The 23639-nt window shown below is 73.9% G+C and carries 22 protein-coding genes and 1 pseudogene; 8 read left to right on the top strand and 15 right to left on the bottom strand.

Annotated elements, in window-relative coordinates; all coding sequences use genetic code 11:
- Window positions 1–26: 26 nt before the first annotated feature.
- Window positions 27–1019, bottom strand: a complete 993-nt coding sequence (gene dhaK / locus ACIBTU_RS35545; RefSeq protein ID WP_399130830.1) for a dihydroxyacetone kinase subunit DhaK — start codon at window positions 1017–1019, stop codon at window positions 27–29.
- Between the two features lie 265 nt (window positions 1020–1284).
- Here dhaK and ACIBTU_RS35540 point away from each other — a divergent pair, with 265 nt between their 5' ends.
- The gene (locus ACIBTU_RS35540) at window positions 1285–1695 is read left to right on the top strand and encodes an SRPBCC domain-containing protein (protein ID WP_399130828.1); all 411 of its coding nucleotides are present in this window, start codon (window positions 1285–1287) and stop codon (window positions 1693–1695) included.
- 14 nt (window positions 1696–1709) lie between these two features.
- On the opposite strand, the gene ACIBTU_RS35535 is transcribed toward ACIBTU_RS35540, so the two are convergent.
- Both ACIBTU_RS35535 and ACIBTU_RS35530 read right to left on the bottom strand, forming a co-directional pair.
- The gene (locus tag ACIBTU_RS35535; protein WP_399130827.1) at window positions 1710–2909 is read right to left on the bottom strand and encodes a MalY/PatB family protein; all 1200 of its coding nucleotides are present in this window, start codon (window positions 2907–2909) and stop codon (window positions 1710–1712) included.
- Window positions 2910–2912: 3 nt separating this feature from the next.
- Complete coding sequence (locus tag ACIBTU_RS35530) at window positions 2913–3392, bottom strand: GNAT family N-acetyltransferase (RefSeq protein ID WP_399130826.1); 480 nt, start codon at window positions 3390–3392, stop codon at window positions 2913–2915.
- A gap of 127 nt (window positions 3393–3519) precedes the next feature.
- On the opposite strand from ACIBTU_RS35530, the gene ACIBTU_RS35525 reads away from it, so the two are divergent.
- Window positions 3520–3990, top strand: a complete 471-nt coding sequence (locus tag ACIBTU_RS35525; RefSeq protein ID WP_399130825.1) for a hypothetical protein — start codon at window positions 3520–3522, stop codon at window positions 3988–3990.
- A gap of 30 nt (window positions 3991–4020) precedes the next feature.
- Here ACIBTU_RS35525 and ACIBTU_RS35520 read toward each other — a convergent pair whose 3' ends face one another.
- On the bottom strand, window positions 4021–5610 hold the full coding sequence (locus tag ACIBTU_RS35520; protein WP_399130824.1) for an oxidoreductase: 1590 nt from the start codon (window positions 5608–5610) through the stop codon (window positions 4021–4023).
- Window positions 5611–6000: 390 nt separating this feature from the next.
- Here ACIBTU_RS35520 and ACIBTU_RS35515 point away from each other — a divergent pair, with 390 nt between their 5' ends.
- Window positions 6001–7377, top strand: coding sequence for an NAD-binding protein (locus ACIBTU_RS35515; protein WP_399130822.1), 1377 nt, complete (start codon window positions 6001–6003; stop codon window positions 7375–7377).
- A gap of 36 nt (window positions 7378–7413) precedes the next feature.
- Here ACIBTU_RS35515 and menC read toward each other — a convergent pair whose 3' ends face one another.
- Window positions 7414–8517 carry an o-succinylbenzoate synthase gene (gene menC / locus ACIBTU_RS35510; protein ID WP_399130821.1) on the bottom strand — a complete coding sequence of 368 codons (1104 nt, stop codon included), beginning with the start codon at window positions 8515–8517 and terminating at the stop codon, window positions 7414–7416.
- Between the two features lies 1 nt (window position 8518).
- Window positions 8519–9418 carry a chorismate synthase gene (locus ACIBTU_RS35505; protein ID WP_399130820.1) on the bottom strand — a complete coding sequence of 300 codons (900 nt, stop codon included), beginning with the start codon at window positions 9416–9418 and terminating at the stop codon, window positions 8519–8521.
- Between the two features lie 177 nt (window positions 9419–9595).
- Here ACIBTU_RS35505 and ACIBTU_RS35500 point away from each other — a divergent pair, with 177 nt between their 5' ends.
- Window positions 9596–11176 carry a PucR family transcriptional regulator gene (locus ACIBTU_RS35500; protein ID WP_399130819.1) on the top strand — a complete coding sequence of 527 codons (1581 nt, stop codon included), beginning with the start codon at window positions 9596–9598 and terminating at the stop codon, window positions 11174–11176.
- A gap of 30 nt (window positions 11177–11206) precedes the next feature.
- Here the strand turns inward: ACIBTU_RS35500 and dapE are convergent, their stop codons facing one another.
- Complete coding sequence (dapE, locus tag ACIBTU_RS35495; protein ID WP_399130818.1) at window positions 11207–12289, bottom strand: succinyl-diaminopimelate desuccinylase; 1083 nt, start codon at window positions 12287–12289, stop codon at window positions 11207–11209.
- Window positions 12286–13773 (bottom strand): APC family permease, encoded by a 1488-nt coding sequence (locus ACIBTU_RS35490; protein WP_399130817.1) that lies wholly within the window; start codon window positions 13771–13773, stop codon window positions 12286–12288. The genes dapE and ACIBTU_RS35490 overlap by 4 nt, the downstream gene beginning before the upstream one ends.
- A 227-nt stretch (window positions 13774–14000) precedes the next feature.
- On the opposite strand from ACIBTU_RS35490, the gene ACIBTU_RS35485 reads away from it, so the two are divergent.
- A complete protein-coding gene (locus tag ACIBTU_RS35485; protein WP_399130816.1) occupies window positions 14001–15050 on the top strand; it encodes a substrate-binding domain-containing protein in 1050 nt (349 codons plus the stop codon).
- Between the two features lie 336 nt (window positions 15051–15386).
- Here ACIBTU_RS35485 and ACIBTU_RS35480 read toward each other — a convergent pair whose 3' ends face one another.
- Genes ACIBTU_RS35480 through ACIBTU_RS35470 form a run of 3 tightly spaced genes read right to left on the bottom strand, consistent with a single transcriptional unit; the run spans window position 15387 to window position 18936 of the window.
- A complete protein-coding gene (locus ACIBTU_RS35480; RefSeq protein ID WP_399130815.1) occupies window positions 15387–16097 on the bottom strand; it encodes a TSUP family transporter in 711 nt (236 codons plus the stop codon).
- A complete protein-coding gene (locus ACIBTU_RS35475) occupies window positions 16094–17530 on the bottom strand; it encodes an amidohydrolase family protein (RefSeq protein WP_399130814.1) in 1437 nt (478 codons plus the stop codon). Before ACIBTU_RS35475 ends, ACIBTU_RS35480 begins: the two co-directional genes overlap by 4 nt.
- On the bottom strand, window positions 17527–18936 hold the full coding sequence (locus tag ACIBTU_RS35470; RefSeq protein WP_399130813.1) for a uracil-xanthine permease family protein: 1410 nt from the start codon (window positions 18934–18936) through the stop codon (window positions 17527–17529). Before ACIBTU_RS35470 ends, ACIBTU_RS35475 begins: the two co-directional genes overlap by 4 nt.
- A 253-nt stretch (window positions 18937–19189) precedes the next feature.
- Between ACIBTU_RS35470 and ACIBTU_RS35465 the strand changes: the two genes are divergently transcribed.
- On the top strand, window positions 19190–19552 hold the full coding sequence (locus ACIBTU_RS35465; protein ID WP_399130812.1) for a hypothetical protein: 363 nt from the start codon (window positions 19190–19192) through the stop codon (window positions 19550–19552).
- 24 nt (window positions 19553–19576) lie between these two features.
- Here the strand turns inward: ACIBTU_RS35465 and ACIBTU_RS35460 are convergent, their stop codons facing one another.
- From ACIBTU_RS35460 to ACIBTU_RS35450, 3 genes are all read right to left on the bottom strand, one after another.
- Window positions 19577–20212, bottom strand: coding sequence for a class F sortase (locus ACIBTU_RS35460; protein WP_399130811.1), 636 nt, complete (start codon window positions 20210–20212; stop codon window positions 19577–19579).
- Between the two features lie 18 nt (window positions 20213–20230).
- Complete coding sequence (locus ACIBTU_RS35455) at window positions 20231–20758, bottom strand: hypothetical protein (RefSeq protein WP_399130809.1); 528 nt, start codon at window positions 20756–20758, stop codon at window positions 20231–20233.
- Between the two features lie 123 nt (window positions 20759–20881).
- On the bottom strand, window positions 20882–21982 hold the full coding sequence (locus ACIBTU_RS35450; protein WP_399130808.1) for a D-alanyl-D-alanine carboxypeptidase family protein: 1101 nt from the start codon (window positions 21980–21982) through the stop codon (window positions 20882–20884).
- Between the two features lie 151 nt (window positions 21983–22133).
- Between ACIBTU_RS35450 and ACIBTU_RS35445 the strand changes: the two genes are divergently transcribed.
- Together ACIBTU_RS35445 and ACIBTU_RS35440 are read left to right on the top strand one after the other, a co-directional pair.
- Entirely contained in the window at window positions 22134–22601 is a 468-nt protein-coding gene (locus ACIBTU_RS35445) for a cyclic nucleotide-binding domain-containing protein (protein ID WP_399130806.1), read from the top strand.
- A gap of 187 nt (window positions 22602–22788) precedes the next feature.
- Window positions 22789–23469 (top strand): hypothetical protein, encoded by a 681-nt coding sequence (locus ACIBTU_RS35440; protein ID WP_399130805.1) that lies wholly within the window; start codon window positions 22789–22791, stop codon window positions 23467–23469.
- A gap of 38 nt (window positions 23470–23507) precedes the next feature.
- Here ACIBTU_RS35440 and ACIBTU_RS35435 read toward each other — a convergent pair.
- Window positions 23508–23639, bottom strand: a pseudogene (locus ACIBTU_RS35435) (electron transfer flavoprotein subunit alpha/FixB family protein); the annotation flags it as partial.

Here is a 23639-nt window from a genome sequence, read left to right as displayed (position 1 = left end):
GGTTCGGACATCGGCCGGGGTGCCGGTCAACGGCCCCAGCGCAGACCCGCCGTGGCCACCGGCGCGTCCCACAGCCGCAGCATCTCCTCGTCGACCTGGCAGAGGGTGACCGAGGCGCCGGCCATGTCGAGGGACGTGACGTAGTTGCCGACGAGCGTGCGGGCGACGGGCACCCCGCGCTCGGCCAGCACCCGCTGCACCTCCGCGTTGAACCCGTACAGCTCCAGGAGCGGCGTCGCGCCCATCCCGTTCACCAGCGCCAGCACCGGACCCGTCGGGTTCAGGTCCTCGAGCACCGCGTGCACCGCGAAGTCGGCGATCTCCCCGGACGTCATCATGCCGCGCCGCTCACGCCCCGGCTCGCCGTGGATGCCGATCCCCAACTCCAGCTCGCCTTCCGGGAGGTCGAAGGTGGGGGAGCCCTTGGCCGGGGTGCTGCACGCGCTCAGCGCGACGCCGAAGCTGCGCGCCGACTCGTTGACCTGCCGGGCGAGCGCCTCGACCCGCTCCAGCGGCTGCCCCTCCTCGGCCGCCGCCCCGGCGATCTTCTCCACGAACAGGGTGGCGCCGGTACCGCGCCGCCCCGCCGTGTACAGGCTGTCGGTCACCGCCACGTCGTCGTTCACGAGCACCTTGGCGACCTGGATGCCCTCGTCCTCGGCGAGCTCGGCCGCCATGTCGAAGTTGAGCACGTCGCCGGTGTAGTTCTTCACGATGAACAGCACCCCGGCCCCGCTGTCCACGGCGGCCGCCGCCCGCACCATCTGATCCGGCACCGGCGACGTGAACACCTCGCCCGGGCAGGCCGCGCTCAGCATCCCCGGACCGACGAAGCCGCCGTGCAGCGGCTCGTGCCCCGACCCGCCGCCCGACACCAGCGCCACCTTCCCGGCCACGGGCGCGTCCTTCCGCAGGATCACCCGGTTCTCCACGTCCACGGTGAGCTCGGGGTGCGCGGCCGCCATACCGCGCAGGGCGTCGGCGACAACGGTCTCGGGGACATTGATCAACATCCGCATGGGTACCTCCGGACGAGGGCTGGAGTGCTGCTGTCGGCAGTATCGACCTTGCAGGAAACAGGGCCCCGCGCGCTACCGCACCGGGCGGTCTCGTCGTCACGGGGAAGCGCTCCCTGCGGTGGGCACGGCCCGCGGCGGGGCGGCGTGCCGGGCCGTCCCGCACGTTGCAGACTGCTCGCAAGCCGGGCCGGCGGTCCGCGAGCACCCGGAAGCGGTACGCGGACGCGCTCTCCGGCCTCCTCGACGAGCACGAAGGAAGCGAGCCATGACCGAGCACGCCACGATCACCTGCGAGAAGCCCCTGGAGCACGCCCCCGCGAGGGTCTGGGAGGCCCTGACCGAGCCGGACCTGCACGCCCGCTGGTGGGCCGCCGGTGACGTCAAGCCGGTCGTCGGGCACCGCTTCACCCTCGACATGGGCAACTTCGGCAGCCGGCCCTGCGAGGTGACCGAGGTCGAGGACGAGCGGGTCCTCGCCTATCGATTCGCGGAGGACACCCTCGACACCCTCGTCACCTGGACGCTGCGCCCGGAGGGAGACGGCACCCGGCTCGTGCTCACCCACGCGGGCTTCGACCTCGACTCTCCCCTGGGCGGACAGGCGTACGAGGGCATGGGCAAGGGCTGGCCCCACGTCCTGGAGCGACTGGACGCCGTGCTGAAGGAGACCGGCTGACTCCCCTCCCCGGGTCAGAGTCCGGCGAGGGCCGTGGTGAGGCGGGAGATCGCCTCGTCGACCGTGGAGCGGGGGCAGCCCAGGTTCACGCGCAGGTAGCCGTGGCCCTCGGTCCCGAACTTCTGCCCCGGGTCGCACCACAGCCGGGCCGTGAGCAGCATGAACCGTTCGAGTTCCGCCGCGTCCATCCCGAGGCCCCGGCAGTCCGTCCAGGCCAGGTAGAGGGAGTCGGCGGGCAGGACCCGCACCTTCGAGGTGGCGGCGTGGACGGACGCGGCGAAGTGCGCGTGATTGCCGCGCAGGTAGGTGAGCAGTTCCTCCAGCCACGGCTCGCCGTGGGTGTAGGCGGCCTCGGCGGCCACCATGCCGAGCACGTTGACCAGCGGCATGAGATTGCGCTCGTAGCGGCGGGAGAACTCCTCGCGCAGCCGGCGATCGGGGATGAAGACGTTGGCGCACTGGAGTCCCGGCAGGTTGAACGTCTTGCTCGGAGCCGTGCACGTGATGCTGTTGCGGGCGAATTCCGGGCCGAGCGACGCGAACGGGACGTGCCGCTTGGCCGGATTGATGATCAGGTCCTGGTGGATCTCGTCCGCCATGACGAGAACGCCGTGCCGGGCGCAGATCTCGCCCATGGTCCGCAGCTCGTCCTCGGACCACACGTTCCCGGTCGGATTGTGCGGGTGGCTCAGGACGAAGATCTTGGTGTCGGGACGGATCGCCGCCTCGAAGACGCGCGCGTCGAAGGCGTAGCCGTCCTCGGTCCGCACCAGCGGCGCGTAGGCGAGGTCGCGTCCGTTGAGGCGGACGTCGTCGTGGAAGTGGCCGTAGACCGGAGGCTGGATGAGGACGGAGTCGCCCGGCGCGGAGAACGCCTGGACGGCCGTCTTGAGGCTGGTGAGGATGCCGGAGGTGGGCACGATCCACGTCGGGTCCACGTCCCGGCCGAAGCGCTTCGCCTGCCAGCCCGTCACGGCGGCCAGATAGCTGTCGGTCGCGCCGCCCGGGTAGCCGAAGACACCGTGGTCGACCGCCGCGTGGAGCGCGTCGAGAACGACAGGCGGCGCCTTGAAGTCGGTGTCGGCCACCCACAGCGGCAGCGGGTCGGCCGCCACCTCGTCCGGAGCGAGGAACTGTCCGGCGGAGGCCCACTTCATGGAGTTGGACTTCTTCCGGTCGACCGGCTCGTCGAAGAGCGAGAACTCATCCTTCACGCTTCACCTCAGCGACTCCATCAGCAGGTGACTCCCACGCGGGCCGACCGGGCGGAAGCCCGCCTTGGCCCAGGCCCTGACGGCCCGGTGGTTGGACGCCTCGGGATCGACCGTCACCCGGTCCCACCCGAGGACGGTGTGCAGGTGCCGGACCAGGGCGCGGGCGGCGTCAGGGCCCAAGCCGCGGCCCTGAGCGCGCGGCAGGAGGACCATGTCGATGCCCCCTTCGCGCGGGCCGGCCGGGACGTACTGGGCGTAGCCCACGGGGTCCGCGCCCTGGAGGACGATCAGCGACTCCACCGCGGGGCGCCGTCGCCCCGTGTACTTGGCGGACACTTCCGCGCGGCTGAGGGGCCGCCCGCCCCACTCCCGGACGAACGCGGGGTCGGCGAACCAGCCGGCGAGCAGCGGCAGGTGCGCCTCGGTGGCGGGAACGAGCACCGTCGCCTCCCCCGCGATCCCGCCCTCCGGTGTCTCCCGCATGAATCTCCTTTACCGCGGTGCGTGACGGGGTGGATGCTGGCATGCCGAAGGGGTCGGGTCCAGGGATGCGCCAGGGCGCCCGTCATGAAGTGCGAAGAGCGTGAAGCGTGAAGAGGGGGAGCGCCGCGTGGCGACAGAAGTGTGGGCACCGTTGTTCTCCCTCGCCGGAGTCCTCCTGGGCGGCACCCTGACCGCTCTCTCCCAACGGGCCACGCAGCGCTCCGCCGAGCGGCTGGAGGTACGCCGGCAGGCCGTCGCCGACCGGGAGGCCCGCCGGGCCGAGCAGTTGCAGGCGATCAAGGACTTCCTCGCCTGCGTGCAGGAGGCCGAAGGGGTGGCCTATCGCCGGCCCGAGGAATGGGGGGAGGACGAGGGATGGCTCGGCGCGGCCTCGGCGGCGATGGGCCGGCTCTGGGTCGCCGAGCGGCACCTCGTGCTCGTCGGCCACGCCGGTCTGCACGATCCGGTGCGTGCCTATGCCCGCGCGCTGAACCAGGCGGTCTGGCGCGAGATCGGCGACGTCGAGGTCAACGAGCACGTCGAGGAGCACAAGAGCGTCTTCATGGAAACGGCGCGGGCGAGTCTCGCCGCCTTCTGAGCCGCGGCGCGGCCGGTCGGTCGGGCGGGATCACTGGCGGTTGAGGGCCCGGGACACTCCCGCGGTCACGGTGGTCGCCAGGACCCAGCCGGCGGTGGTCAGCGCGTAGGCGAGCCACTGACCGGCGCCGTGGGGTGCGTAGGCCGCCTTCTGGCCGAAGCCGAAGAGGGGGAGCAGGAGGTCCAGCGCATAGAACACCGGGTTGAACGGAGGGGCCTTGGCCGCTTCGAGCGGGGCCGGGTGATGTGCCGAGAAGAAGGTCGCGCCCACGGCGAGGAGGGCGATGATCCACAGGGCGGCGCGGCCGGGCCGGTAGCCGTAGCCGACCGTGGCGTCCTGGACGTATCCCCAGACGCGCGCGTGCAGGGGGAGCGCGGAGCGGCGGTGGCGTTGCTTCGCGAGCAGGACGGTGCGGGCCTCGTCCTCGTGACCCAGGCGCCGGTAGGCGGCCGCGAGCTGTTCGTAGGGCTGCGGGAGGTATCCCTCGGTGCCGCGGCGGATCCAGGCGAGCCGTTCGCCGGCGGTGAGCGGGGTGGCGAGCGCGTCGTACGCCGTGTCGGACAGCCGCAGCCGGCGGGGCCAGGTGGCGGGCGCGTCGTAGAGGACGCCGAGTCGGGCGTTGCCCGCGTCCACGGTGCCGTCGACGGGTACCCGCGTGCGCAGATCGGTCTCGCGGGCCTGGGTCAGGCGCAGCGACAGCGCGGTGCCGCCGGGCCGGGACAGGGTGGCGTCCTCGAAGCTGAGCCGGGTGCCGATCTGGCTGCCGTCGAGCGTGATGCCGCCGGTCACGTTGAGGCCCGCTCCGAGGTCGAAGTTGCGGTTCACGGTGACGTCGACGGCTTCGAGGGCGATGTCGCCGGGATGGTGCAGGCGGGCGCCGCAGAAGCCGATGGCCGCGCCCACATCGGCGCCCGACAGAATGATGCGTCCCTCGGCGCTGAATCCCGGGTGGAAGGTGAGGTCCTCGCCGACCTGGACGTGATAGGCGTCCAGAACGGTGCCGCCGGGACGGCTCAGGTGGGCGCCTTCCAGGTCGAACTCGCCGGTGATCGAGGCACCCGAGAGCCGCATGCCCCCGTTCACCTTCATGTGGGCGCACAACAGGTTCCCGCCCGTGCGCAGGCGTACGGCCGACACCGCCTCGGCGTCCGGGGCGCAGATCACGGTGTGCGTCAGGTCCAGGTCGCCGTGGGTCTCGGTGCCGGTGAGGACGAGCGGGCCGGACAGCCGGCAGTGGGAGAGCACGAGCCGTCCGTGGATCTGGACCGCGTCGGCGACCAGGCCGGGCAACACGCAGTCGGCGAGGGTGAGGTCACGCAGCTGCGCGCCCCGTAGAAGGGGCGTCTCGGTGAAGCGGCAGTCCGTGAGGGCGATCGGTGCGGCGATGTCGGCGAACCGCAGGTCCAGCGTGCCCGTGACGGACGCGCCGCCGAGCCGGAGCGCGGGGCGATCGCCCGGCGCGGCCTCGGGCCCGGCGCCGAGCAGCAGGGCCATGAGGAACTCGGCGCGGACGGTGGGGCGGGCGGCCCGAGGAGCCCCGGGGCGACCTTCGACGGTCCGGCCCTGAGCGTAGGCGTGCCACAACTGGCGTTCCAGAGGGCCCAGTTCATCGATGCGCATGATCGTCGATCATGGCACCGCACAGGACTCCCGTACAGCGCACCGAGCCCCACCGGCGACCGGGTGCGCACCGTCCCGGCGGCGCCCGCCCATACGAGACCGGCCCGGTCCCGCGCATTCGACAGATGTACGGAGTCGGCGGCCTGTATTTGTACACGGTGACGAATCCGGGCATCCGAGGCGGCTGTTAGAAAGGGAACCGCTTCGCACCGGTCCCGGCCCGGCCGCGCTCCTCACCCCGTGAGCGCCGGCGGGAGGGCCCGCGCCCCGGGCCGACCGGGCGGCGCCGAAGCGTACGCGCCGGCCTCGATCAGGCACTGCCGCGCCTTCCGGATGACAGGGCACCGGGGACGCCGTCCCCGGACCCGTATCGGTAGAGAGGCCGACAGCTTGAGCCCGCAGACCACCCGAGACCCGCGCGGCGACGCCCGCTCGCACGTCCCCGCCACCGGCCGCCAGGTCGTGATCATCGAGGACGACGAGGCCCTCGGCCGCTCCGCCGCGGACTGCATCGAACGCTGGGGGAGCACGGCGCACCGCCTGCCCCGCCCCGACGACGACACCCTGCGGCGACAGCTGGCCGGGCCCGTCGACAGCGTCGCCATCGTGTCCCGCGACGACATGGTCGCCCTGCGCTACGCGCTGCTTGCCGAGCACCTCAGGCCCGGCGTGCGGCTCGTCGTGACGATCTTCGACCGCACGGTCGCCGAGGAGGTGTCCCGCACCGTCCCCAACTGCACCGCCCTGTCCATGACCGACGCGATCCTGCCCAGCCTCCTGGCGAGCTGTCTCGCACCGCAGTACGCGATGCTCCAGCCCGTCGGCGACGACCTCGTGGGCGTCCGGCGCGAGGGCGTGACCACGCGCGTCGAGCATCTGCCCCGGCGGGCCCTGGCCACCGCCCCGCAGCCGCACCCGCGCAGCCCCGCCGGCACCTGGTTCCGCTCCCTCGGAACCTCCGCGAAGGCGCTCGTGTGCAGCCTGGTCGCGCTGCTCCTCGCCTACTCCACGGACGTCGCCCTCGGCGTCCTCGTCCTGCACGAGCACTGGACCGACTCCGTGTGGAACGCGGCCCGCACGCTCACCACGGTCGGCTCCTCGCACGCCGCCGAGCACGGACCCGGCTGGTACAAGGTGTTCTCCGCCGCGTCGATGATCGGCGTACTGGTCCTCGCGGCCGTGTTCACCGCCGGTGTCGTCGACCGCTTCACCGGGCACCGCATGACCAGCATCCTCGGGGCCCGCTCCATACCGCGCCGCAACCACGTCATCGTCGTCGGCCTCGGCCAGGTCGGCCTGCGGCTCTCCGCGTGGCTGCGCGACCTCGGCGTGAAGGTCGTCGCCGTCGAGCGCGACCGGCGGGCCGGCTGTCTCCCACTGGCCCGCTCGCTGAACATCCCCGTCGTCATAGGCCGCGGCGGCGACCGGTTCCTGCTGGAGCGCCTCTCGGTGCGGCGGGCCCGCGCGCTGGCCGCCGTCGCCTCGGACGGACTGGGGAACATCTCCGTCGCGGTCGCCGCGCGCGCGGTGGCCCGGGACCAGCGGATCGTGCTGCGCGCGGGCGGCGACCCGGTCACCACGGAGTCCCAGTCCCTCTTCCGCATCGGCGCGGTGTGCGACTTCCCGCTGATCGTCAGCACGTTCGTCGCCGCGACCGTCCTGGACGCCGAACTGCGCAGCGTCTTCGTGGCGGAGGGCCGCACATGTGCACTGTTCGCCGACGACCGGGTGGTGGACCTGCGGACCTGGGACGCAGCCCAGGACTGAGCGGGCCGGACGCCCCGGCCCGCCCGGCCCCGCCGGCTACCCCACCGCCCGGCGCGCCACGGTGAACCTCCGCAGCACCTCCGGGATCGGGTCGACCCCGATCCCGGGCCCCTGCGGCACGTCCAGATGCCCGTCCCGCAGGACGAACGGCTCGGTCAGGTCCTCCGCGAAGTACCGCGACGACGCCGACGTGTCACCGGGCAGCGTGAACCCGGGCAGCGCCGCAAGAGCCAGGTTCGGGGCCCGGCCGATGCCCGTCTCCAGCATCCCGCCGCACCACACCGGGACCCCCGCCGCCCGCGCCAGGTCGTGGATGCGGCGGGCCTCCAGGTAGCCGCCCACCCGCGCCGGCTTGATGTTGACGACCCGGCAGGCCTCCATCGCGATGGCCGCCGACGCGTCCCGCGCCGAGTGGATCGACTCGTCCAGACAGACCGGCGTCGCGATCCGCCGCTGCAACTGCGCGTGCTGGTACAGGTTGTCCTCGTCCAGCGGCTCCTCGATCAGCAGCAGCCCGAACGCGTCCAGCTTCCGCAGATGCTCGGCGTCCGACAGGCCGTACGCGGTGTTGGCGTCGACCTGCAGCGGCAGCTCGTCGCCGAACCGCTCCCGCACCGCGCGCACCGGCTCCAGGTCCCAGCCGGGCTCGATCTTCAGCTTGATCCGCACGTACCCCTCGTCCAGGTACTGCCGCACGTCGTCGAGAAGTTCGGGGATGGACGGCTTGATGCCCACCGAGACGCCCGCCGGCACCCGGTCGTGGACCGAGCCGAGGAACGTCGCGAACGACATCCCGGCCGCCCGCAGCTCGGCGTCGAGCAGCGCCGTCTCCAGGGCGGCCTTCGCCATGTAGTGCCCCTTGACCGCGGCCATCGCCGGACCGGCCTTCGCCGAGGTCAGCTCCCGTACGGCGGCCACCCGCGGCACCAGGAAGTCACGCAGCACGAGCTCCGCGCCCGACGTGAACTCCGAGCTGTACAGCGGGTCCGGATCGCCGCCGAACTCCGCCCAGCCCTCGGCCGCGTCCGTCTCCACCCGCAGCAGGAACGTGTCCTTGCTGGTCTGCGTACCGAACGAGGTACGGAACGGCTTCACCAACGGCACCGCGATGTGCAGCAGTTCGACACGCTCGATCTTCATCTCAGCCCTCCTGGGCGGACGTCGGGGCGCCGCTCGCGGCGGCGCGGGTCAGCAGGTACCAGCCGTCACGCGACAGGGCGGACGCCGTGTACCCGTCGGCGAAGGCGCCGGTGAACACCTCGCGGACCGCGTGCCGCCAGCGCAGCGCGGCCGGCAGATCCTCGGCGCGCAGCGCGAGCACGTCCTCGGGCACCCGGCACCACAGCCGCTCCCCGGAGCGCAGCGCGAGCGGCCCGCCGTCCGGGGCCGGGCACAGCGTCTCGGCGCCGGCCCGGGCGGACGCCCCGTCGTCGACGGCGCGGCGCGGGTCGCGCAGGTCCCAGGTCACGGTGAGGCGGTCGCTCTCGTCGCCGCCGTTGAACCCGTCGTCGAGCGGCCCGTAGAAGTCGACGACGTACTCCGTGCCGAGCCCGCCCAGCTTGACCAGGTTGAAGCGGGCGTTGCGGCCGAGCAGCGGGTCGTACGTCCACTGCATGCGCTCGGCGCCCCGCTCCAGGGACCAGAGCCGCTGCGCCTGCTTCACGGCGAGGCCCACCCCCCGGTCGGACGTCGCCGCGGCTGCGACGAGCGAGTACACGGCCCGCTCCGCCGGCGGCTGGAACACCAGGACCGCCGCCCCCACCAGCTCCCGCCCGGCGTACGCGGCGTGCACCGCGCCGCCCGCGTGCACCGCGCTCGTCATGACGTCGGTGGGCAGCGGCGGCGCTCCCGGCGGGGTGCCCCAGGTCGCGGCGAGGAAGTCCGTCACGGCGCGCAGCCCGGACAGGTCGTCGACGGTCCGCACCGTGACACCGGCGGCCGCCGCGGACCCGGCCGCCGATCGCGCCGCCCGCTCCAGGGCGCCGTCGCCGTCCGGCGCCCCGGGCGGCGCCGCGGCACTTGCTGTCGTAGCACTGATCATGGCTGCCAGTCTGGGCACTCGCCGGGCGGCCGTCTTTGCGCGTTCGTGCAGGGCTCGGCCGGTCTCATGATGCGATCCGACAATCCGCGGCCCTCCCGCCGGACGCGACAATCGGGCGTCGACGAAGCCGAGGAGCCGACAAGGCAGAGGAGTCGACGAGGCCGAGGAGGAGCCCCCATGCAAGCCGACTGCACGCTCGACGCGCTGCTCGACACCCTCGGACAGCCGGCCCTGCGCCTGGTCGCCGCACCCGCCGGCACCGCCGTCCCGGTCACCGAGGTGCTCCTCCACGACCCCGGGGTGCCTGTCCCCTACACCCCGGGCGGACTCCTGCTCGCGGTCGGCGTCACCGCCGCCGCGGCCGCGGACCTCGTCCCGGCCGTGGCCGCCGCGGGCCTGACCGGGCTCGTCGTGCGCGGCGGGGGAGGGCCCGAGCAGGCCGCCCGCGCCCACGGGGTGGCGCTGCTCGCCGTCGACGAGGACGCGTCCTGGCACCGGGTCCACCTGCTGATCGCCTCGGCCGTCCAGGCCGGACCGGCCCCTGTCGCGCAGGGCGCCGGCGCCTCCGCGCTCGGCGACCTGTTCGCCCTCGCCAACGCGATCGCCGCGGCCGCCGGCGGCGCCACCACCGTCGAGGACCCGCGCCGGCGCATCCTCGCCTACTCGACCGTCGACGGTCAGGTCATCGACGACGTCCGCCGCCAGGGCATCCTCGGCCGCCAGGTCCCGGACAGCCCCGAGAACACCGAGCAGTACCGCCGGCTCCACGCCGCGGCCCGCCCGTTGCGGCTGCCCGGCACCGAGCCGGGCGAGATCGAGCGGCTCGCCGTCACCATCCGCGCGGGCGGCGAGATCCTCGGCTCGCTCTGGGTCATCGACAGCGGCCGGCTCGCGCCCGACGCCGAGGAGATCCTCGCCCAGGGCGCCTCCACCGCCGCCTTCCACCTGCTGCGCGCCCGCGCCGCCGAGGACCTCACCCGCCACCAGTACGGGGACCTGCTGCGGCGCCTCCTCGACGGCACGGCGGCGCCCGCGACCGCCGCCCGCAGACTCGGCTTCGCCGAGGACGCCAAGGTCCGCGTCGTCGCGTTCGTCCTCGACGATCCGGCCGTCGCCCCCGCCGACAGCGCCCAGGCCACCCTGCGCCTCCTCGACCACGTCCGGCTCCAGTGCGAGGCCCGCTACGGCCGGCACGCCTGCGTGGTCGTCGACGACACCGTGTACGCGCTGCTGCCCGAGGCGGGCCCGGACGGCGGCCGCCAGCGCCGGCTCATCGAGGACCTCACCCGGCAGGCCGCGCTCGCGCTGCGCAGCCCCGTGCGCGCCGGACTCGGCGGCGCCGTCACCGGCCTCGCCGAGGTGGCCCGTTCCCGCGACGACGCCGACCGGGTCCTCACCGTCCTGGAGGAGGACCGCAGCGTCGCCGCCATCGAGGACGTCCGCCCCCGCGTCACCCTGCTGCGCCTCGGCGAGCTGCTGGACCGGCGCGCCGACCTCACCACCGGTCCCTGGCAGCAGGTCCTCGACCACGACGAGCGGCACGGCACCGACTACGCGGGCACCCTCATCGCGTACTTCGACGCGGGCTGCGACATGGCCGGGGCCGCCCGGCTCCTCGCCGTGCACGCCAACACCTGCCGCTACCGCCTGAAGCAGATCAGGGAGCACCTGGCCATCGACCTCGACGACCCCGACGAGCGGCTGGTCCTCTGGCTCCACTTGCGGCTCCTCGCGCGGCTGCGGGCCGGCCGCGCCTGAGCACGGCCGGCCCGCAGCCGCGGAGCCGGTTCAGCCGGTGAGCCAGTCCGCCAACGCCTCCCGCACCGCGTGCAGTTCGGCCACCGGCACGTACTCGTCCGGGGTGTGCGCGAGCGACGGGTCGCCGGGCCCGAAGTTCAGCGCCGGAACACCCGCGGCGGCGAAACGGGCCACGTCCGTCCAGCCGAGCTTCGCCCGGGGCTCGGTGCCGAGGCGGGCAAGGAGCGACGCGGCGGCGGGCCGGCCGAGCCCCGGCAGCGCGCCCGCGACCACCTCCGTCACGTCCACCTCGTACTCCGGGAACAACGCGCGCACCCGCGCCTCCGCCTCCTGCGGCGAACAGCTGGGCGCGAAGCGGAGGTTGACGGTGACGACACAGGTGTCCGGTACGACATTGCTCGCCACCCCCGACCGCACGGCCACCGCGTTCAGCCCCTCCCGGTACACCAGCCCGTCGACGACCACCTCGCGCACCCCGTGTTCGTCGAGGCGGCGCAGGACCTCGGCCGCGCGGTGGGCCGCGTTCACGCCCTGCCAGGCGCGCGCGGTGTGCGCCCGCCGGCCCCGGACGGTCACGTCCGCGGTGAGGAAGCCCTGACAGCCGCCCTCCACCAGGCCGCCCGACGGCTCCAGGAGGATCGCCAGATCGCCCGCGAGCAGCTCGGGCCGCGCGGCGGCGATGACACCGAGCCCGTTGCGCGCCGCGTCCGCCTCCTCGCACTCGTAGAACACGTACGTCACGTCCCGCGTCGGCGCCGTGACCGTCACGGCGGTCTGAAGTGCCACGGCCACACCGCCCTTCATGTCGCAGGCCCCCAGCCCGTACACCCGGTCGTCCACCAGGCGCGAGGGCAGGTTGTCGCAGGCCGGGACGGTGTCCAGGTGCCCGGCGAGGACGACCCGCTCGGCGCGGCCCAGGGAGGTGCGGGCGACCACGGAGTGCCCGATCCGCTCGACCGTCAGATGCGGCGCGGCCCGCAGCGCCTGCTCGACCGCGTCGGCGATCGCGGCCTCGGAGCCGCTCACCGACTCCACGTCGACCAGCGCGCGGGTCAACTCCACCAGATCGCCGGCCGGCCGGAGCCCGACCCGCTCGGGAAGCGTGTGCGTCATGCGCCCGCCTCCACGTCCACCGTGACGCCGGCCGGCTCGCGCCCGGCCACGGCGTCGCCGTCCTCCGGGTCCCGCAGCGCCGAGTGCCGGCGCCCGAAGCACAGGTAGAGAACCGCCGCGAGCAGCAGCCAGCACCCGAACAGCGTCCACGTCACGCCCGGCAGCAGCCAGGCGAGGTACAGGCAGGACAGCGCGGCGAGCACCGGCACGACCGGGTACAGCGGCACCCGGTACGAGCGTGGCGCGTCCGGCGCGATCCGCCGCAGCACGATCACGGCGGCCGCCACCGCCACGAACGCGATGAGCGTGCCCATGCTGGTCAGGTCCGCCAGGTACTGCAGCGGCACGAACGCGGCGAGGCCGCCGACAAGCGCCCCCACGACCCACGTGTTGTGCACCGGCGTGTGCCGCTTGCGGTCGACCCGGCGGAACACCTGCGGCAGCAGCCCGTCCCGCGCCATCGAGAACACGATGCGCGTCTGCCCGTACAGGGTGACGAGCACGACGCTGAAGATGGAGACGACGACGCCCGCCGAGAGCACCAGCGCGGGCCAGCTCGTGCCGGTCACGTCCCGCAGGATCTGCGCGAGGACGGCCTCGCCCGCGTCCGCCTGAGCGCCGAAGCGCGCGGCCGGCTGGGCGCCGAGCGCCGCCAGCGACACGAGGATGTAGAGCGCGGTGACCGCCGCGAGCGTCAGCAGCAGCGCCAGCGGGATCGTGCGCCGCGGATCGCGCACCTCCTCGCTCGCGGTCGCGACCGTGTCGAAGCCCACGTACGTGAAGAACACCCCCGAGGCCGCGAGGCCCACGCCCGTCATGCCGTGCGGCGCGAAGTCCGCGAAGTTGCCGCTGTCGAAGGCGGTGAACGCCACCGCGGAGAAGAACAGCAGCACACCGATCTTCACGGCCACCATCACCGCGTTCGCCGCCGCCGACTCGCGCGTGCCCCGGGCCAGGAGCAGCGAGCACAGCAGCACCACGACGAGGGCCGGCACGTTCACCAGGCCGCCCGCGCCCGGCGGTTGGCTGATCGCGTCCGGCAGCGTGAACCCGAACAGCGTGCCCGTGACCTCGTTCAGGTACTGCCCCCAGCTCACCGCGACCGTCGACGCGGCCACCCCGTACTCCAGCACCAGGCACCAGGCGACCAGATAGGCGGCCCCCTCGCCGAGGGACGCGTACGCGTACGAGTACGTGCTCCCCGCCACCGGCACCGCACCGGCCAACTCGACGTAGCAGAGCGCCCCGAGCCCCGCGACGACCGCCGCGACGACGAACGACAGGATCACCGCGGGCCCGGCCTTCGGGACGCCCGTGCCGAGCACGAAGAAGATGCCGGTGCCGATGACGGAGCTGATGCCGATCAGCGTCAACTGCCCGAGCCCCATGGTCCGTCGCAGGCCGCCGGGCTCCTCGGCGTCGGCCTCCTCGATCATCGAGCCGAGCGGTTTACGGCGACACAGCTGGCTGGCCCATCGGCCCATGGTTCCTCCTGGGAATGCCTCGCGTCCCCGGCCGTCACCAGGGATGCGGGGGATCCTCCGGGAACGCCGGGGGCCGGACAACGGTGGATCCGCACAAGCGGAGCGCCCGCCGTTGGCCGATGCGACAGCGTGCCGGGCCCCGCGGCGACCCGGTCCCGGCCGCGCCCGCCCCGATCGGCGAAGATGGTCGTGTCCACCCCTCCCGCCAGCGAGGAGCACGCGCGCAGATGGCCAGTTCCGCCTCCACCCCGAGGCCGCCGACGATCGCCGATGTCGCGCGCGTCGCCGGGGTCTCGCGCACGACCGTCTCGCACGCGCTCAACGGTCTCGGCAAGGTCGACCCGCGCACCCGGGAGCGGATCAAGAAGGTCGCCGCCGAGCTCGGCTACCGGCCCAACCTGCGGGCCCAGCGTCTGCGGCGCGGACAGGCGAAGGCCATCGCGCTCGCCTCCTCCATGCCGTTCGCCGTCGCGGGCGGCCCCTCCCGGCTCGGGTTCTACATGGAGGTCGCGGCCGCCGCCGCCGAGAGCGCGCTCCTGCACGACTACGCCCTCGTGCTCGTCCCGCCCGTCCAGTCCGGCTCCGCGCTGTACTCCGTGGACATCGACGGCGCCATCGTCGTCGAGCCCGACGTCCAGGACGCCGCGGCCGCGCAACTGCGCGAGCGCGGCCTGCCGTACGTGGCGCTCGGCCGCCCCGTCTCGCCCGACGAGGACGCCCCGTACGTCGACCTGCACGGCGGCCGCGTCGCCGAACTGCTCCTGGACCACCTGCGCGAACAGGGCGCGCGGCACCCGGCGTTGATCGTCGGCGCCGGCTCCCGGCACTCCACCGTCGACGCGCTCGCCGCGTACGAGCGCCGCGCCGCCGAGCACGGCTGGGAGCCGCTCGTCGCGCAGGTCCCCGAGCCCGGGGGCGAGCAGGCCGGGTACGAGGGGTGCGCCGCGCTGCTCGCCGAGCACCCCGAGACCGACGCGGTCTGCGCCCTCGTCGACGCGTTCGCCGTCGGCGCGGTCCGGGCGATCCGGGACAGCGGGCGCACCGTCCCCGACGACGTCATGGTCGTCACCCGGTACGACGGCCTGCGCGCCCGCACCTGCGAACCGCCCCTGACCGCCGTCGACCTGCACCTCGACCAGGTGGCGGCCGACGCGGTCGAGCTGCTCCTCGGCCGGCTGCGCGGAGACGCCGGCACTCCCGCCACGGCCGCCGCCCCCGAACCCCGGCTGATCGCCCGGGCGTCGTCGGTGCGCGGGGGCACGGCACGGACCGTCTGAGGGCGCGGGCTGTCTGACGGTGCCTGGGTCGTGGGTGCGCCGGGGCACGGCACAGCCGTCTGACGGCACGGCCCGTCTGAACGGCACGGCCCGTCTGACGGCACGGCCCGTCTGAACGGCACGGGCTGTCCGCGGCGCGGACTGTCCACGACGCGGGCCGTCTGACGGCGCCCGGGCGCCGTCGGTGCGCGGCGGCACGGACGGACCGTCTGAGGGCGCCCGGATCATGGGTGCGCGGGGGCACGGCGCGGACCGCCTGATGGCAGGGGCCGTCTGACGACGCGGACCGTCTGACGACCCGCCCGTCTGACGGTCCGCCCGTCTGACAGCGCGCGCTCAGACGCCGACCACCAGCACCAGCCCCGACACCAGCGCGAAGACCAGCACGAACAGCCGCATCCGGCGCGCGTCGAGCCGGTCGTGGACCAGCCGGCTCAGCCACGCGCCCACCGCGATCGCGGGCAGCAGCAGCGCCGACGCCCCGAGCTGCCCGGCCTGCGCCTTGCCCGTCGCGAACAGCAGGACCAGCGAGGCGACCTCGCCGACCAGGAAGCACGCGGCCACCGTCGCCCGCAGCTCGGCCGGCGGCCGGTGCTGGTACACCAGGGCCAGCGGCGGCCCGCCCACACCGGTCGCCGTCTCCGTCAGCCCGGTCACCGCGCCCGCGCCGACGTACGCGGCCCGGCCGGGCGTGAACGCCGGAGCGGCCAGGCTCACCACCGCCGCGAGGAGCGTCGCCACCCCCACGAACAGGCCGAGGCTGCGCTCCGGGATCAGCCACAGCAGCGCGAGACCGGCCGGCGTCGCGGCGAGCCGGGCCCCGGTGATCCAGCCCGCGCCGCGCAGATCGAGCGAGGCCCGCTCGCGCCAGGCCACGTACAGGTTGAGCGGGATCATCGAGGCGAGCACGAACACCGGGACCAGGCCCGGGTCGACGATCCCGGCCACGGGCGCCACGATCAGCGCGAAGCCGAGCCCGCTGCTGCCCTGGACGAACGCGGCGACCGCCACCGTCAGGGCCAGCACGACCAAGGTCACGACACTCACCGCCGCGCCTCCCGCTCCCGCACCGCCCCTGCCCGCACCGCGGCCTCGCGGGCCGCCATGGACGTGGGATGGGCCCGCGTGATGTCCGCCCGGCCCACGGCCGACCGCGCCAGTTCCGCGGCCTGCCGCACGAGCGCGTCGCCGTCCCAGTCCGTCGGCCGACCGTGCCACATCCTCAGGCGGCCGTCCACGAACACGGCGGAGATCTGGTCCCGGTTGCCGCGCCGCACCAGCTCCCACGGCAGGTCCCAGGAGAAGGCCAGCTCCGGCGTCTCCACGTCGACGAGCAGGAAGTCGGCCGCGAGACCCGCCGCGACCGAGCCCGTACGGGCACCGAGGCCGAGGGCGTCCGCGCCGCCCCGGCTCGCCGCGTCCAGCCACGTCCAGCCCGCTCCGCACGAGGAATCGCCGGTGGTCAGCCCGTACGCGAGCCGCTGCGCGAACTCGGCGGCCTCCGCGAGCCGGAAGCCGTCGCCGCGCGTGCCGTCCGTGCCGAGGCCGAAGCGGATGCCGCGCTCGGCCATGGCGGTGGCCGGCGCGACGGCGTTGCCCTTCCACGCGCTGGCGACCGGGTTGTAGCTGATCGCCGTGCCGGTGTCGGCGAGCAGTGTCAGCTCGCGCGGCGTGAGCAACGTGGCGTGCGCGCCGAGCAGTTGGGGCCCGAGCGCACCGATGCCGTGCAAGTACTCCAGGGGGCGCAGCCCGTGCCGGACGAGGGAACGCTCGACCCCGGCGAGATGCTCGTTCACATGGATCTGCACGACGGCCCCGGCCTCCGCCGCGAGGCGTGCCGTGCCGCGCAGGGTCGCCTCGGTGGCGGCCTCGGGGATGGAGACGGCCAGGGAGGCGTGCACGAGCGGATCGTCGGCGTAGCGCGCGAGATGCTTCCCGGCGGCGTCCAGCGCCGTCGCGCTCGCCCCCTCCGGGGCGTCCGCGTCGTTGCAGACCAGACCGAGCACGCAGCGGATCCCCGCGTCGCGCGCGGCCGAGGCGACGACCTCGACGTCCACACCGGCCCGCGTCCCGGCGTCCGCGACGGTCGTGAACCCGCCGCGCAGCGCCTCGTATGCGGCCAACTTCGCCGCGACGTACGCCGATTCCTCGTCCAGGGCGCCTTCCAGGGGAACCCACACCCGGCGGAAGATCTCCGAGGGCTCCCCGAAGGCGAGCGCGGAGCCGAAGGACTGCGTGAGGTGGTGGTGCGCGTCCACGAAGCCGGGCATCAGGAGATGCCCCGGCATCCGTACGGCACCCAGCCGCGGATGCGCCCGCTCCAGCTCCTCGGCGGGGCCGACGGCCAGGAAACGTCCGCCGTCGACCACCACCGCCCAGCCGTCCACGGGTCCCTCGGGAAGGAGCACCGCGCCGGGGACGAGGAGGAGCGGGCCGGGGGCGGAGAGGAGGCTGCGGTCGGGCCGTGAGGGCGTGTTCATCGGTCGCTTTCTGTGCGGACGGTGCTCAGGCGGGCGGCGATGCCCGGCCTGACGTGGTGGAAGAGGACGTTGAGGACGGCGGCGGTGAACGCGCCGACGGCGACACCGCTCTCGAGCAGGATGCGGACGTTCGGCGGGAAGCCCCCGTAGACGCCGGGCACGAGGATCGGCAGCAGGCCGAGAGCGAGCGCGACGGCGCACACGAACGTGGAGGTGTGCCGGTCGAGGTCGGAGCGGCCGAGCATCTGGATGCCGAGCACGGTGATCACGGCGAACACGACCATCGCGGTGCCGCCGACGACCGCCGAGGGGATGACGCTGATGGCGCGGGTCACGGGGGCGAGGAACCCGATGACGATGAGCACCGCTCCGGCGGCCGCCGTGACGAAGCGGCTGCGGACGCCCGTGACCCGGACGATGCCGATGTTCTCGCCGCTGGTGACGATCAGCGGCAGCCCGAAGAAGCCACCGACGAGCGAGGTCAGCGCGTCGCCGCGGACGGTCTTCGGGACGTCGGTCCGTTGGTCGATCTCCTTGCCGACCGCCTCCGCGTTGATGACGGTCTGCCCGGTCGCCTCGGCCATCGACGCCAGGCTGTAGAGCATCAGCGGCAGCGCGGCGACCAGGTTGAACTGCGGTGAGCCGAAGGGCATCAGCTGCGGCACGTTCACCAGACCGCCCCCGGCGGCCTGCCCGAAGTCGATCGCGCCGGTCGCGGCGGCCAGCGCTGCACCCGCCAACAGGCCCAGCATCACGGCAAGTTGGCGTACGACACCGGTGAAGAACAGATAGAAGGCGACGGTGAAGCCGATCGTCGCCATACCGAGCCCGAGGTTGACCGGGTCGGCGAAGCCCGGGGTGCCGGGGCGCCCGGCGACGAGGACCGCGCCCACCTTCACCAGGTTCACGCCGACGATCACGATCATCGTGCCGATGACCAGGGGAGGGAAGAACCTGAGCAGTCGCGAGAACACCGGCAGCACGACGAAGTAGAACAGCGCCGTGAGCACGACCGCGCCGGTGGCCGTCGGCAGCCCGTGCTGCTCGGCGATGGCGAGGAAGAGGATGAGCGGCGCCCCGCCCGGCAGCATCACGAACGGCAGCCGGGGCCCGAACTTCCAGGGCCCGAGCGACTGGATCAGCGACCCGACGCCGGACAGGACGAAGGCCGCCGAGAGCAGGTCGACGGTGAGACCGGCGTCGAGCCGGAGCGTGGCGCTCATCAGGAAGATCGCCGAGATGGGTGTGGCCGCCATGACGAGCACGTGCTGGACCCCGAAGAGCAGGATCCGCCCGAGGGGGCGCCGCTCGTCGACGGGGTGGACCTCGGGGTGGTCCTGTTCGGTGCGGTCGGGCTCGGGCTCGGGCTCGGGCCCCGGGTGGGGCGTCCGGTCGGTTGCGGGCACGGGTGGTTGCGCGGGGACTGGCCCGCTCTGCTGGGGACTGAACACGTTCGGGCTCCGTTCGGGAGACGGCACGCTCGGGTTCTTCAGCCGCGATCCGGCCCTGGACGGAGAGCCAAATCGATTTGGCCAAATCGATTTGGGTGACAGTATGAGGGGGTGGGGTGGGGGAGCGTCAAGGTCAGGAGCCAGGCCGGTCGAGCCGTGTGGCAGAGTTCCCGGGGCGATCGCAGTCGAGCGGAACGGGGGACGGGCCGTGGAGGACCAGGTACGGGGCACGTGGGGCCTGATGATGACGTGCCTGCACGGTGGCGCGGGCGGGCTGCGCAAGCAGACCCGGGCGGAGGGGCACGTCACCGGCACCAGGGCCGAGGCCCGGGAGGCGCTGCACCGTCACGTGCTCGCCTTCGACCCGGCCCGCCCGGCGATGCCCGTGCGCCGCGTGGTCTACGAGGAGGGCGAGGGCTACCTCGTGATCATCGAGGGGCAGACGATGACCTACCAGTACGCCTTCAAGCTGTGCCGGGTCGTCCTCGACACGAATCCGGACGCGGCGCCGCCCGCCGCCCCGCCGCAGTACGCCCCGCCCCCGCCGGCCGCACCGCCGTACGGAGGCTGACCGGCACCGGAGCGGGGCCGGGCTTCAGGAGCGGCCGCGCACCTCGGTCAGCAGCCCGTACAGGACCACGTTGCCGCTGTACCCGGTGCGCTTGTCGTAGTGGCCGCCGCAGGTGATGACGCGGAGCTCGGGCAGTCCCGTGCCGCCGTAGACCTTGCGGTCGGGGAAGTCGTTCTTGTCGACCACGTCGATGCCGTGGACCTCGAACACGGCGGTCGAGCCGTCGGACCGGTCGACCTCGATGTGCTCGCCCTTCTTGAGCGAGCCGAGGCCGTAGAACACCGCCGGACCCCGAGCGTTGTCGACATGCCCGTCGATGACGGCGGTGCCGCGCTCACCGGGCGTGACGGCCTTCGTGTACCAGCCCGCCAGATTGGCGTCGTCCGGGGGCGGCGCGTCCAGCCAGCCCTCGGCGTCCCGGCCCACCCGGGTCAGCGGCGCGTCCACTCCGATCTCCGGGATGCGCACCCGCAGCGGGGTGGACGCGGGCAGCGGATCGGCGGGCGGGGTCGTCGTGCCGAGGCTGGCCGCGCCCGGATCGGGCTGGGGCGGGCCGTCGGCGCGGGAGACGCCGTGGTGCACGAGCAGGACGCCGATCAGGAGCACCACGGCGAGGAAGGACCACGAGGGCCTGCGGGCGCCGGGCGCGGCCGAGGGCACGGTCGCCGCTCCCGGCCGTCAGGCGGCGTCGGTGCGGCGCTTGCGCAGCCGCACGTAGCCGGCGCCGAGCGCACCCGCGATGAGGAGACCGCCCGCGGCCAGCAGGGCCGGGTCGGTGCCGCCGACGCTGCCGCCGACTCCGGCGCGCACCCCGCGGTCCACCGGGGCCGGGGTCGGGGTCGGGCGGCCGGTGGCGATGGTCAGCGTGGTGGTGCCCGTCTCGCCGTTGCACTGGAAGGTGACCGCGTACTGGGCGCCCGGCTTGGCGTCGGGGTAGACCTGCCGGGTCACGGAGCGACCCTCGTTGAGCTGCGCCTTGTCGAAGACCGGCGCGTCGACGTTCACCGTCGGCACCTCGCAGCCGGTGGCGCTGAGCGTGACGGTGCCGCCGGCGGCCACCGTGCTCGGTGTGACCGAGAAGCCGAACGACGTCACGTCGGGCTGGGTGCCACCGTCGTCGTCACCGGCGAAGGCGGCCGGGGCGGCGGGGCCGAGCGCGAGGAGCGAGGCCAGCGCCACCGACGACAGCACGGATATGGAACGCATACGGATCCTCCTGGGAAGGGGCGGATGCACGCGACGCTAGGAAGCCGCGCCCCGGCCCACCATCCGGCGGGGGCCAATGGAGTGGTGCCGCCCCCGCCGCCCTGCCCTCTTCGGTGGCCCTGCTCAGCGCCCCTTCCGCAGCCGCCTGCGCAGCAGCAGCGGCACCCCGGCCAGTGCGAGCAGCGCCGCGGCCGCGCCCAGGTGGCGGCCGAGCCCCGACGGCTGGTGCGCTTCCTCGGCGGGCACCGCCGCCGTCGGGGCGGCGGCCGCCGCGCGGTGGTGCGTCGAGGGGTGCTGCGGACCGGCCACCGCGGCGCGGGCCCGCAGCGGCGCCGCCACGAAGCCCCAGTCGAGCAGTTCCCGGGTCTCCTCGTAGACCTGGTTCGAGTCACCGTCCTGCGGGTTCATCACCGTGACGAGGACGGTGCGGCCCTTGCGGGTGGCGGCGGAGACCAGGGTGTTGCCCGCCTGCGAGGTGTAGCCGTTCTTGACGCCGATCATGCCCCGGTACGGCTCGACCCCGTGCGAGCCGACCAGGAGCCGGTTGGTGTTCTGGATGCCGAACGCGTGCGGGCCGCCCGCCGCCGGGAACTGCGCCCACTTCGTGCCCATGTAGCGGCGGAAGTCGGGGTTCTTGAAGCCCTCGCGGGCGATCAGCGCCAGGTCGTGGGCGGACGAGTACTGGCCCGGGGTGTCGAAGCCGTCGGCGGAGCGCACGCGGGTGTCGCGGGCGCCGATCCGGCGGGCGGTGTCCTGCATCTGCGTGAGGGTGCGCGGCAGCCCGCCGTTGAGCCGGGCCAGCGTGTTCACCGCGTCGTTGCCCGAGCTGAGGAACACCCCGCGCCACAGGTCCGCGACCGTGTACCGGGTGCCTTCGTCGACACCGACCATGCTGCTGCCCTCCGCGATGTCCGACAGGTCCGCGTACGAGGCCCGGTGCACCAGGTCCTGGCGCAGCCGCGGCAGCACGGTCAGCGCGAACAGCGTCTTGAGCGTGCTGGCCGGCGGCAGCCTGCGGTGCGGCGCCTTCGCGGCGAGCACCTCTCCGGTGCCCGCGTCCATGACCTCCCAGGACAGGGCCGACAGGGAGGGGGCGGCGGGCGGCCTGGGAGGGGAGCCCGCGGCCAGTGCGGGGGCGACGGCGCCCAGGGTGAGCGCCGTGCACAGGCCGGACACCGCGACGGTCTTGGCCGTACGGGGATGAGAGCGGAGGAATGTCGCCATGCCGGAAACGTAGGGTCGCCCCCGCCGACCCGCCCGGCACGTCAGCCATCCGGCCGCCGCCGACCGGGGAGGGGGCCCCGGAACGCTCGCCCGGTGCACTCGGCCGGTCGTACGTACGCTGGAGTGACACGAGGGTGGAGGTGGTTCCGCCATGACGGCTCAGACACGCCTGCTCAACAGGCTTCCGCGTGAGTACCGCGACCGGCTGATGACCCTGGCCAAGGAGGTCTCGTTCCCCCAGGACACCCGGATCTTCGACGAGGGGGAACCGGCCCGGTGCTTCTGGATCATCCGCACCGGGATGGTCACGCTGGACGTCCGCGTCTCGGACCGCACCCTGCTGCCCATCGATCCGCTGGGCCCCGGCGATCTCCTCGGCTGGTCCTGGCTCTTCCCACCCTATGAATGGGACTTCGGCGCCGAGGCGTTCAGCCCCGTGCGGGCCTACGAGTTCGACGGCGCGGCGGTGCGGAACCTGTGCGATCTCGAGCCCGCGCTCGGCGTGAGCCTGCTGCACGCGGTCGCCGAGGTCATGGCCCATCGACTGGTCTCCGCGCGGGTCAAGCTGGTCGAGGCCCACCGGACGCACGGGCGCATCCAGACCCGGCACTCCGCCTGATCCCCGCCGACACCTACTGAGAGCTCCGCGACCGAGAGCTCCGCGACGCTCCGGGGTCACCCACACGTGCCCCTTCGCTCACCCGACTCGCCTCCTCGACGCGCGGGCCGCGTACCCACGGGTTTGGCTCGGCCGGTAAGCCGAACCGAACCCGGGGCCGTACGCGGCCCGCTCAGAGAGGATCAGCATGCGTCGCACCGCGTCCTGGCCGGCCACCGCACTGACGGCTGCCGTGCTCGCCCTAGCGACCCCGGTGTGCGCCGACGCCCGGGCCGACGGCGACGACACCCCGTGGGAGAGCGAGTCCTCCTGGAGCGAGCCCGCCGCGCCCGTCGATCCGGCCGACTCCGCCGAGCCCGCCGATCCGCTCGTCCCCGAGGGCGACGCGGGTCTGGAGGACCCCGCCGAGGACCCCGCCGAGGTCCCGAGCACGCGCAGCACCGGCAAGGCGCCCGGCGCCCTCGAACTGTCGCCGGCCGACGCCCGCCCCGGCGCCACGGTCACGGCGAACACCAGCGCCTGCCGCAAGGACCGCCGGGCCACCGGCGACGCGAACAGCCTCGGCGCCGGCGACTTCCCCCTGCAGACCACCACCCAGCGCGGCGACCTCGTCGGTCAGTTCCAGGTGCCGTCCGGCGCCCGCCCCGGCACTTATCCCGTCTCCGTGACCTGCGAGAGCGGCAGCGTCGTCCGGCAGACCCTGACCGTGTCGGGGAGCGGCGGCGGCCAGATGCACGGGGTGCACGCCGGTGACGGCGGTTCCCTGGGGCAGATCGGCCCGGTGCAGCTGGGGCTCGGCGGGCTGCTGATCACGGGGGCGCTCGGCGCCGCCGGGTACTACACATGGCGCCGCGCCCTCGACCGGTAGAGGTCGAGAGCGCGGCGCGGGATGCTGCGGGAAGGCGATCAGCCCTTGCGGGACTTCACGTCCTCCGTGAGGGCGGGGACGACGTCGAAGAGGTCGCCGACGACGCCGTAGTCGACGAGGTCGAAGATCGGGGCCTCGGGGTCCTTGTTGATCGCGACGATCGTCTTCGA

The organism is Streptomyces sp. NPDC050145 (assembly GCF_044460245.1).
In the GTDB taxonomy this organism is placed as follows: Bacteria; Actinomycetota; Actinomycetes; order Streptomycetales; family Streptomycetaceae; genus Streptomyces.
The sequence above is the reverse complement of the archived record's forward strand: the minus strand, read 5'-3'. Positions and strand labels throughout refer to the sequence as shown.